The organism is Flavobacterium laiguense (genome assembly GCF_003097655.1).
In the GTDB taxonomy this organism is placed as follows: Bacteria; Bacteroidota; Bacteroidia; order Flavobacteriales; family Flavobacteriaceae; genus Flavobacterium; species Flavobacterium laiguense.
In genome coordinates, this window is record NZ_QCZH01000020.1 from 59,411 (window position 1) to 70,253 (window position 10,843).

General features: G+C 33.2%; 14 protein-coding genes. All 14 read right to left on the bottom strand.

The genetic code is table 11. The annotated features are described in order from the left end of the window. Positions 1-108 precede the first annotated feature (108 nt). Complete coding sequence (gene clpX / locus DB891_RS14320; RefSeq protein ID WP_116764263.1) at positions 109-1,341, bottom strand: ATP-dependent Clp protease ATP-binding subunit ClpX; 1,233 nt, start codon at positions 1,339-1,341, stop codon at positions 109-111. A gap of 69 nt (positions 1,342-1,410) precedes the next feature. Beyond that, the gene (clpP, locus tag DB891_RS14325) at positions 1,411-2,085 is read right to left on the bottom strand and encodes an ATP-dependent Clp endopeptidase proteolytic subunit ClpP (protein WP_116764264.1); all 675 of its coding nucleotides are present in this window, start codon (positions 2,083-2,085) and stop codon (positions 1,411-1,413) included. 135 nt (positions 2,086-2,220) lie between these two features. Continuing rightward, positions 2,221-3,546: a trigger factor gene (locus DB891_RS14330; RefSeq protein WP_116764265.1), complete on the bottom strand. Its 1,326-nt coding sequence runs from the start codon at positions 3,544-3,546 to the stop codon at positions 2,221-2,223. 524 nt (positions 3,547-4,070) lie between these two features. Next, on the bottom strand, positions 4,071-4,892 hold the full coding sequence (locus tag DB891_RS14335; protein ID WP_116764278.1) for an MOSC domain-containing protein: 822 nt from the start codon (positions 4,890-4,892) through the stop codon (positions 4,071-4,073). Between the two features lie 4 nt (positions 4,893-4,896). Beyond that, a complete protein-coding gene (locus tag DB891_RS14340) occupies positions 4,897-5,502 on the bottom strand; it encodes a class I SAM-dependent methyltransferase (RefSeq protein ID WP_116764266.1) in 606 nt (201 codons plus the stop codon). A 257-nt stretch (positions 5,503-5,759) separates the two neighbouring features. Then, positions 5,760-5,939 (bottom strand): hypothetical protein, encoded by a 180-nt coding sequence (locus DB891_RS14345; protein WP_116764267.1) that lies wholly within the window; start codon positions 5,937-5,939, stop codon positions 5,760-5,762. A 191-nt stretch (positions 5,940-6,130) separates the two neighbouring features. Beyond that, a complete protein-coding gene (locus DB891_RS17490; RefSeq protein ID WP_124019522.1) occupies positions 6,131-6,502 on the bottom strand; it encodes a hypothetical protein in 372 nt (123 codons plus the stop codon). Positions 6,503-6,580: 78 nt separating this feature from the next. Further along, positions 6,581-7,039: a GNAT family N-acetyltransferase gene (locus DB891_RS14350; protein ID WP_116764268.1), complete on the bottom strand. Its 459-nt coding sequence runs from the start codon at positions 7,037-7,039 to the stop codon at positions 6,581-6,583. 33 nt (positions 7,040-7,072) lie between these two features. Next, positions 7,073-7,792 (bottom strand): DUF3667 domain-containing protein, encoded by a 720-nt coding sequence (locus DB891_RS14355; RefSeq protein WP_116764269.1) that lies wholly within the window; start codon positions 7,790-7,792, stop codon positions 7,073-7,075. A gap of 77 nt (positions 7,793-7,869) precedes the next feature. Continuing rightward, a complete protein-coding gene (locus tag DB891_RS14360; protein WP_116764270.1) occupies positions 7,870-8,589 on the bottom strand; it encodes a DUF3667 domain-containing protein in 720 nt (239 codons plus the stop codon). A 322-nt stretch (positions 8,590-8,911) separates the two neighbouring features. After that, positions 8,912-9,574: a DUF2461 domain-containing protein gene (locus DB891_RS14365; RefSeq protein WP_116764279.1), complete on the bottom strand. Its 663-nt coding sequence runs from the start codon at positions 9,572-9,574 to the stop codon at positions 8,912-8,914. A 29-nt stretch (positions 9,575-9,603) separates the two neighbouring features. Continuing rightward, on the bottom strand, positions 9,604-10,338 hold the full coding sequence (locus DB891_RS14370; RefSeq protein WP_116764271.1) for a DUF3667 domain-containing protein: 735 nt from the start codon (positions 10,336-10,338) through the stop codon (positions 9,604-9,606). 3 nt (positions 10,339-10,341) lie between these two features. Further along, positions 10,342-10,593, bottom strand: a complete 252-nt coding sequence (locus DB891_RS14375) for an FUSC family protein (RefSeq protein ID WP_116764272.1) — start codon at positions 10,591-10,593, stop codon at positions 10,342-10,344. A gap of 65 nt (positions 10,594-10,658) precedes the next feature. Then, on the bottom strand, positions 10,659-10,843 hold a 185-nt coding region (locus DB891_RS17805), incomplete at its 5' end, for a hypothetical protein (RefSeq protein ID WP_223256114.1).

A 10,843-nucleotide genomic window follows, 5' to 3' on the forward strand; every position in this document is an offset into this window, starting at 1 on the left:
TAGCACTTGACATAGAATCCTTTATTTGGCACGCAGATTTCCCCCTTTTCTTCATAAAAAAACCTGCTCGAATGACCGAACAGGTTTTAGAAAATATTTCAATTAAAACTAAGAAGCGATCTCCAAACGTTTCAATAAATTTTTATTCAATGTTTCTTTTGCGTATTCCATATCAATTTCCAACTTTTTATCATCAGAACTTGGTAATTCATACATCGCATCAGTTAGAATAGCTTCGCATAACGAACGCAATCCACGAGCACCCAATTTGTATTCTAGAGCTTTCTCCACAACAAAATCCAAAGCTTCATCGGTAATGGTAAATTCTACCTCATCCATCAAAAACAATTTTTGGTATTGTTTGATTAACGCATTTTTAGGCTGAGTCAAAATGGCACGCAACGTTTCTCTATCCAAAGGATCCATGTGAGTCAAAACTGGCAAACGACCAATGATTTCAGGAATCAATCCAAAATCCTTGATGTCTTTAGGGATAATATATTGCAACAAATTGTCTTTGTCAATATTATCAACATTTTTAGATGTAGAATAACCCACAGCTTGACGGTTCAAACGTTTTGAAATAATACGCTCCACACCATCAAAAGCACCACCTGCAATAAACAAAATGTTCTGCGTGTTTACTTCAACGAATTTTTGATCTGGATGCTTACGACCTCCTTTTGGCGGTACGTTAACCACTGTTCCTTCCAATAATTTCAATAAAGCTTGTTGCACTCCTTCTCCAGAAACATCACGAGTGATAGAAGGATTGTCGCTCTTACGGGCAATTTTATCAATTTCATCAATAAAAACAATTCCTCTTTCAGCTTTGGCTACATCGTAATCGGCGGCTTGCAAAAGACGAGTCAAAATACTTTCGACATCTTCCCCTACGTAACCTGCTTCGGTAAGCACTGTTGCATCAACAATAGCAAGAGGCACATCCAACATTTTAGCAATAGTTTTAGCCACCAATGTTTTTCCTGTTCCCGTTTGCCCTACCATGATGATGTTGCTTTTTTCAATCTCTACCTCATCGTCCAATTGCTGTTGCATCAAACGTTTGTAATGATTGTAAACCGCCACAGACATTACTTTTTTGGTTTGCTCTTGTCCAATAACGTATTGATCTAGGAAAGCCCTGATTTCTTTTGGTTTCTTTAAAATTAAATCCCCAACTAGTTTAGAACTTCCGCTTGATTTTAATTCTTCCAGAACAATTCCATGCGCTTGCTCGATGCATTTATCACAAATGTGAGCATCAATACCTGCAATCAATAAATTGGTTTCCGGTTTCTTTCTTCCGCAGAAAGAACATTGTAATACTTGTTTTGCCATCTTTTTTGATTTCAGATTTTAGATTTTAGATTTTAGATTTCTCTGCCATCTAACAACTGCAATCTGTTTTTAACTTCTTCTCAACACTTCATCAATCATTCCGTATTCCTTAGCCTCATCAGCTATCATCCAATAATCTCGCTCACTGTCTTGGTGTACTTTATCAAAAGTTTGTCCTGTATGATGAGAGATTATTTGGTATAATTCGTCTTTCAATTTCAACATTTCGCGCAAGTTGATTTCCATATCAGTGGCAACACCTTGTGCTCCTCCTGATGGTTGGTGAATCATAACACGAGAATGTGGCAAAGCCGAACGTTTTCCTGCAGCACCCGCACACAAAAGCACAGCTCCCATAGAAGCTGCCATTCCGGTACAAATAGTAGCTACATCTGGTTTGATGTACTGCATCGTATCATAAATCCCCAATCCTGCATAAACACTTCCTCCAGGTGAATTCAAATAGATCTGAATGTCCTTTGAAGCATCAGCACTTTCTAAGAATAACAATTGAGCTTGAACGATGTTTGCAATTTGGTCATCAATTCCTGTACCTAGAAAAATAATTCTATCCATCATTAATCTCGAAAAAACATCCAATTGAGAAATATTCAATTGACGTTCTTCAATAATATAAGGAGTCATATTTTTTGGGTTCATCGCAGCTACTATTTTATCATAGTACATAGCATTTACTCCCTGATCCTTTATCGCAAATTTTTTGAATTCTTTTCCGTAGTTCATTTTTTATAAGTTTTTAGTTTAAGGTTTAAAGTTTAAGGTTGCTCAACATTGAACTTTAAACCTTAAACAAATAAAAACAAAGAGCGTCAAAATAAATAATGTTTTGACGCTCAAATATACTTAATTTTTTATAAATTATTCTCCGTAAGAAGCAGCAATAAATTCTTCGTAAGTCACTTCTTTAGTAGCTGGATTCGCTTTTTCTTTAAATAACTCAAGTAATTTCTCTGCAACCACTTGGTCAGAAAGTCTTTTTACCTCATCTTGGTTAGACAAAACTCTTGCTACAATTCCTTGCACTTCTGCATCTGTAGGATTCGTTTGTCCAAACTGAGCCATTTGTTGTTTGATTGATTTTGTTGTGAATGATTTCAAGTCTTCAAAAGTAATTTGAATGTTACTTGTAGCCATTGCTTTTCCTTCAATCAATTGAAAACGCAATCCTCTTTCAGATCTTGCATATTCTACGATTGCTTCTTCTGGAGTCAATTGTTTTTCTCCAACAGTTTGCAACCATTTGATTAAGAATTCAGATGGCAAATCAAATTTAGTATTTTCGATCAAAAATTCTTGAACATCAGCCAATAATTTTTGGTCCGCTTGTTGAGCGAATTGAGATTCAGCATCTTCTTTGATTTTTGCTTTCAAGTCTTCTAATGAAGCTACATTTCCAGCACCAAAAAGTTTGTCGAACAATTCTTGGTTCAATTCAGCTAATTCAGCTCCGTTGATCGCTTCGATAGTAAAGTCAACATCTACAGCTAAACCGTGAACATTATCATGACCCACTTTCAAATAATCCATCAATTGGTGATCATCTTCAAATAAACCTTTAGTGTTTACGGTAACTACGTCACCCACTTTTTTACCGATGAATTGATCAGCAGTTGCTTTATCTTTAAAAATTGCCAAGGCAATTGTAGTAGTATTATTGATTCCTTCAGCCTCGTTAGCGAAAGTTCCAGTGATATCAGAGTCAGCTACAACCACTTCTTGAGGAATTGCAGTACCAAATTGTTTTTGGATACGCGCTACTTGACCGTCAATTAATTTATCATCAGCAGTAACGATATATTTTACGATATCATTTTTAGCTTCAAGGTCTAATTCAAAATGTGGCACTAAACCAATTTCATATTCAAAAACCAATTCTTCAGCATCCCAGTTGAAGTTTTCGTTTACTTTAGGAAGTGGATTACCCAAAAGGTTTAATCTTTCAGATTGCACAAAACGCTCCAAAGCCAAATCAACTACTTTTTGAACTTCTTCTTGTTTGATAGCCTTACCGTATTGTTTTTCAACAAGGTCTTTAGGCACAGCCCCTTTTCTAAACCCTTTTACAGTTGCCAAAGGCATTTTTTCGTTTATTCTTTTTGCTACTTGTCCTTTGTAATCCATGTGAACAACCGTCATTACAATCGTTTCATTCACAGCGTCTATTGCTATTCTTTTGATATCCATCTTCTTCTTTAATTTACATTATAAAATTGGGTTGCAAAATTATGAAATTTTTGCAACCCAAACAAGTATTTTACCATTTTGAATTTTAGAGGATTATTTAATGAAATTAAGAGAGAAATCGTAACACATCAAAAATCATTTGGGCGAGACCAATGTCATTAAGTTAAGGGTTTCTTACTACGCTTTTTCTAAATCTAGTTCTCGCAAAGACACGAAGTCGCAAAGTTTAGAACTGTTTTCTTTGCGTCTTCGCGTCTTTGCGAGAAACAATAAAGCTTAACATAATAATATTATGGGCGAGACCCCATTTTAGAAAGGGCCAAATCTTCTTTGCGCATATACGGCCTTTTCCAAAAATGCGGTCGGGCTATTTGCGCTACTTCGGTAGCCAGCGTCTATCCCTCTCGCAAACATAAAACGATATGTTTTACATATCGAAACAACATTCAAACTAAAATCCGTGCCAATCTGTTTAATCCGCGTCATCTGTGTGCCATTAACACCAGACAAATCATTGCAACATATTATTTATTAAAACTCGAAACAGAAACCGCATCACCAACCGAAACAGTCCCCAATCCAAGCCCAATCACATTTTGACCAAACAACACTTTATTTCCAAAATTTCTATATTTCGCCAATGTCTTCAAAGGGTCTTTTCCTGAAATGATTCCTTTTTCTTGGTCAACGGTCGTCATTACGCATCTGTCACAAGGTTTCACGCCTACAAAAGAAACGTTTCCAATGCTAAATTCCCGCCAAAAGTCCTCCTCAAAAGCCACTCCATTGGTAAAAACAAAATTCGGCCGGAATCGATTCATCGGAATTTTTGTTTCCAATCGCCCATTCAAATCATCCAACGAAGCTTGCCCAATAATCAAAAAAGGATACCCATCCGAAAACGAATTAATTTCGGCTCCCGTAATCGCATAATTAGGATCTAATTTTCGTTCACTCTCTTGCGGCATATACATCAATCGCACCGAAATCTCTAACTGTTTTGCAAACCAATTTGTAGCTGTTTGACTTACTTCAAAAGCGTCAATAGTATCATCCCAAACCGTAACTTTAATTTTGGTCTCTCCATCCGAAAAAACAGGACGAAGCGGTATATCGATAGATTCCAAATGTGTTCTATGTGTAATCCTCAAAAACTCCCCCACAATCTCAGGCTTAAAAAGTGCCAATTCAGGATGTTCCCGTTGCGATAAAAATCGCCCATCATCATCTACCAACAACCAACGTCTATCCAATTCCAAACCACGATCCGTAACTTTGGATTCTTGCAATTGAATACCGCCTAACGATTTTACAGGATAAACCCAGATTTCTGAAAGTTGCAACATACCTTTATTTTTTTTTAAATCTACAAAAAACAAAATTCTGAATCGTTTCAAAAGGCGTTTTATGATCTTCATAGAAACCTTCTGCTTTTTTAAATCCGTGCTGAAATGTATCCTCCAATGCGGCAATCGAATACTGTTTGATTTCCAAACCACTACATTTTAAAGGCCCGTTATCCGAAAAAGTAGCCATAATCAAATAATCACTCACATAATCTTGCACTAATTCCTGATACTTTTCTATTTGTGCTTTCTCCGTAAGAAAATGAAAAGTTGCTCTATCGTGCCAAATAGCATAAACTTCTGTAGGTTGAAATTCAGTTATATCCGAAACAATCCATTTTACTTTTTCTGCCAATTCTCCCAATCGTATTTTAGCTTTTTCAATCGCTTTCTCCGAAATATCCAAAACGGTTAAATCAGCATACCCTAATTCCAAAAGACAATCCACCAAAGTACTGTCTCCGCCACCAATGTCAATAATCTTAGCCGTTTTAGGCAAATTACAATTGGCGATTAGTCGCAAAGAAGTTTCCGGTTTCTCTTGTGTCCAACTTACTTCATGGGGCTGTTTCGTTCCGTACACATTCTCCCAATAGTTTTTATTTTTCATAATGTAGCATTATTATTACCCGTTGGGTGTAATTCTGTTTAAATAAAAAATAAACCACATAGATACATAGATTTATAACTAAAAATTAAAAAATGAATAGAAATAGCACTATTTTTCACATAGATTATCTATGTGAAAAGTAAAACATCTATCAAACTCTTTTCAAAAACCATAAATTCTATGTCTCTATGTGGTAAAAAAACAATTATACCCAACGGGTTATTATTATCCAAATCTACTAAAAACAAACAATCAAATCAATCTTTTTTCTGCTGTTCCGTGTGATTTTGATTTCCGTTAATCATTTTATTTTCGGCGTTCATTCCGTTTGACATTCCGAGCATAAGAGCGGTAATAATTAGAATTATTTTTCTTTTTATCCAAAGAATAGGGCGTTTAGATTCCGCCAAACGTGTTTTGTTTTTGTGTTTATACATTTTGTAAATGATAAATGATTAGACATTTTTTTATCATCTTATACCAATTGTATTTAGTTTTACAAAATACTTGGTATAATGCCGTCATAACAAAATAATAGCACTCCCGAAGCGTCGGGATCATTGGACTATATATTTTGTACAATCGGTATTATGCATTGAATTGCATAAATGCTTAGAAAGGAAATCCCCTAAGCGATGTATAAACTTTCACAGGAGTTATTTGAAGCAATCATCTCATTGATAAAGAGCTGTTGCGCCACAAACGAACTTACTTTTTGATATAGCAGCGTTCGTGATTTTAGAAGAACCCGAATTTGAAGACTATAAACGGCTGCAAACTCGAGGTAGGTTAAGAGAATTGGAAATGAAGCTTTTTTAGACGAATTGAACTGATTGAACACATATAGTTTAAAATCGACATAGTCCAATTCTCTTCTGAGAATTACGTTCGAATATTGATAATAATCAACCGAATTTGATTGAGAATCTATCGTACAGTCATTCACCATCAGGCTAAAAACCAGAAAGAGTGAAATCAGATATTTTGAATACTTTATCAATTTATTTAATTCGAATTGTCAATTTTAGGGATGTTTTGTGCAACGGTTCGCTACTTGGCAAAGTTAGCGATAGTTGTTTTATTTTTTATTTATTTTCAACTCCATTATTGGTAAATATCTGTTTTTAATAGAAGTTTCAATTTCTCCCACTTTTACAAAACCCAATTTAGTATAAAACATTTCGACATTAGGTTCTGAATCCAGTATTATTTTATTCACGTTAGTTCTTTTTACGAGAATCAAAAAATCATCCATTAGCATTCGTCCGAATCCTTTTCCAATGTATTCAGGCAAAATGAATAAATTGTCCAATTTTATAGTATGTTCGTCCTCATAAAAGAACGAATAATAGCCGACCGTTTTAGTATCAATAACTAATTTATAAACAGATTTAGTTTCAATATAGGTTGGAGTGATCGTTAATGATTCAGACCAATTTTGAATCTGCTCCTCAGAATACCCCCAATACGCTTTTGACTTTTTAGTTATCGCTGTCAAAACCTCGTTATCGGTACTATTTGCTTTTTCTAGTTTCATTTTTACAATTCTAACTAACGTTTTGTTGCTGTTTTAGTGTTTAATCATTAAGTCAATTAAAACTCCTATAATTATCGCTGAAAAACTAAATGTAAGCATTCCTAATACATAAGAAGCAAATGCTTTTACATAACTGATTGGTTTTGTTTTATCAAAAAACTGTCCAATTGCCCAAGTACAATATGCGAAAATAACAAAACCAGCAATTTGCATCAAACTTAATTTGGTTAATCCTTCAAAAAGTGCAAAAACAGAAACCATCAACATTTCCATCCCAATCACGAAACACAATAGAATGACTAGCTCAAAAAAATTATACTCATACTTTTTAAAAAATATTTTTAACCAAAAAGCAATAAACATTCCCATTATAATATTAGCATATCCGTAATGATTTTGAATCCAACTAAAAATGGAATTTGTTGTAGGCATTTTTGCATCAGTAAAATTCACATATCCATCTTCAATGTGAAAGAAATGATTAATTAGGGTATAAATCAGTGAAGTTACAATGATAAATATAACTGGTTTTACAAGTCGGCTTCTGTTTTCGGCGATAAACTCTCTAATATTTTGCCCAGGTCTTATCAATAATTCTTTTATGGTATACAAAATACCTCTTTCAAAATGTAAAACATGTTCAATCTCGTGAACGATATAATCACCATCGATTCTTTTTACTTTTACAGCTTGCCCGCAATTTGAACAATATTTCCCCGTTAATTCATCATTACAATTGCCACAATTATTCATTTGTTTTTATTTTGTTATACGTTCTTTTGTTTATAATAGCAGGAATCGTTCCCGTTGGTAGTAATTATCTTATTCAGTTATAAAAATTTCAATAAATAAGCGATTAAAATAAGAATCCCCGTGTAGCTCGCATTTCCTAAACAATAGACTAAAATAGATTTTATGTAATTTATAATCTTCTTTTCTCCAAAAAATTGCCCTATAGCCCAAATGATATAAATAAAATAAATTACTAATGCAATTGACATTAAATTTTGGCTTTTAAATAATTTGGCAGGCACCATTAAAAAAGTAAGAATTAAAATGCCTTCCCCAAAAACAAAAGACACAAGAACTAAAATTTCATAAATACTATATTTAAATTTTTTGAAAAAAAAATTTATCCAAAAAGCTACACAAATACCCATAAACAACTGGGCATAACCAATGTGACTATCCGTCCATTTACCAATTTCTTTTGCTCGAATTTTACCTTTTAGAGACACAATGCCGTCAATGTTAAAAAAAGTAATCTTTGGAAATAATGAATGAGCTATAAATGTAAAAATCAAAGAGGTAAAAATCAAAAACAATACAGGTTTAATATATTTCTCCCTGTCCTCAAATAAAAATTCTCGTATCGCTTTTCCAGGTCTTATCAATAATGATTTTATAGTAAACAAAAAGCCTTTTTCAAAGTGCAATAAATGCTGTATTTCATGAGAGATATAATGCCCGTCAATTCTTTTAAGCTTTTCTGATAATTTTGGTTTTAACTCTAAATCTTCCAATTCGATAATTGTTTCTGATAGTTGCATCTCTTAGTTTTATGCAGTTTTGGTTAATAATTTCTGCCAACCCGACTTTTGTCATACTATTAATGCTCTTAAAAACAGCAAATACAATAAAAGTTTTCCGCCTTTTCTACAAATTCACTTTAAGCGTTTCATACTCTCAAAGGCATTTATTTTTAAACGAAATGTTGAAAACCCAAAACTAAGAAAAAATGAGAAATAATAAGTTATTACTTTGTAATTTTTCAATAATGAATTTGGGATGGTTGCTCAGTGTGTAGGACGAAGTTGGGAGATTTTAATATGCCCCCCATGACTGTCACATTTATTTTACTATCGCTTGCTTTTAGAATAAGGGTTCTCCATTTAAATCCGTAGTAAGTACTTCACTCATATAATCGAAAAAAGGTCTCATTGCCAAAAATGTTACAATTACTTCTTTCTGAAAATCATCAGATAAAACTTCCTTGTCTGAAAATTTTCTCATCACTACAAATTGCTTTTTCTTAATCAAATTAATTGCAGGATGATTTTTATCGAAGCCTTTCGGAGCAGTTTTCACTCCATCTTCACCTTTAAGCTCTCCGAAATATTTTACGAAAGTATTCTCAGAAGTAATCTTTTCGATTTCTGTTGTATCCATTTCGAATTCTTTACGAATACGAAGTAAATCTTGACTATTTGGAGCCCAAAACCCTCCTCCCACGAAACTATTATTGGGCTCTAATTGAATATAGCAACCTCCTCTTAACATTGGTTTTGTACGAGAATATCCAGCTCCTAAATTAGTTTTGTAAGGAGATTTATCTTTGGAAAAACGAACATCTTTGTAAATTCTAAAAATATGGATTCCTTGTAAACTATCGTGTTTTTGAAGTTCGGAATAAATCTGATCGAAAAAAATCTTGTTTTCTTTCACAATCGTATCGTATTCTGGTTTATGGGTAGCAAACCATTCCCGATTGTTATTTTCTTTTATCTGTTTAAGAAATTCAAATACCCTTTTCATATGTTGATATTTATTGTTTCTTATTGTGATCATATTCTTTTTGAGATTAAGTCAACAATAAGTCCAACTATAATAATGGAGAACTCAAAAAACAAGTAGCCTAAAGTGTAAGCAAAAAACGCCTTAACATAGCTGAATACTTTTGATTTGTCAAAAAAATGTCCGATTGCCCAAGTCGGATATGCAAATGAAATTATTGTCAAAATACCAAGGAAAATCTGCTCATTTAATAGTCCAACAAAAAATGTTTCTAAAGTTAAAAATAGCATTCCTTGTCCCATTACAAAGCATATTAGTATTGTAATCTCAAACAAATTGTATTTATATTTTCTGAATAGCAATTTCACACAAAGTGCAATAAAAATTCCCATTATAATATTTGCATAACCATAATGTGTCTGTATCCAATGTCGAATATCACCAATACTTGATTCTCCGAATAATAGTTTTTCTTTTTCGTTGTATATTTTGTCAGCGTGGAAAAAATGAGCAATAATTATATAAAGCAAAGAGGTAAGTATAAGAAACGGGACAGGCTTCATGTGTTTATTCCTGTTTTCAGTAATAAACTCTTTTATACTACTTCCCGGTCTTGTAAGTAACTCTTTAGCTGTATAGAAAACACCTTTTTCAAAGTGCAAAAGATGCTGAACTTCGTGAGAAATATAATGCTTATCTATTCTTTTAAGTGTTGCAGATTGTCCACAATTGGGGCAATAATTTTGAGTTACTTCTGCGTTACAGTTTTTACAATTTTCTTCCATAGTTTATTTCAAATTTCGTTCTTTTAAAAGATTTTCCAATTCATTATTATTATATTTTGAATTATTAATCAATTTATATACAAAAAACAAAGGGATTAGCGTGAATAATCCTAAACTGTTTTTTACAATGCTGTAAAATACAATTCCTATCAGAAATCCAATTAAGAAACCATTAGTTATGGAAGTTGATTTCATTTTTTTTGCTTCTTGTAGCAATTCCTGGTCTGTTAATTCTGTTAGTCTTTTCTGTTCCATTTGTAATATTTAGGTTGTTAAATTAGCGTATTGATGTTGTCTTTCATAATAGAAACGTTCCCGCGCTACAAGCAGTTTGGGACTAATTTAAGCCCATTATTCGGATTTGCAAAATATTTCTGAAACAAACCAATTTTCCCATTAAGCCAAATCCCCAAATTGCTTGTAGCGTGTGTTGAACTGACACCCTGCGGGTGAATCGTATACTGCTCAAAAATAGCTATATTTATTTGTAAATCAATACTTATAG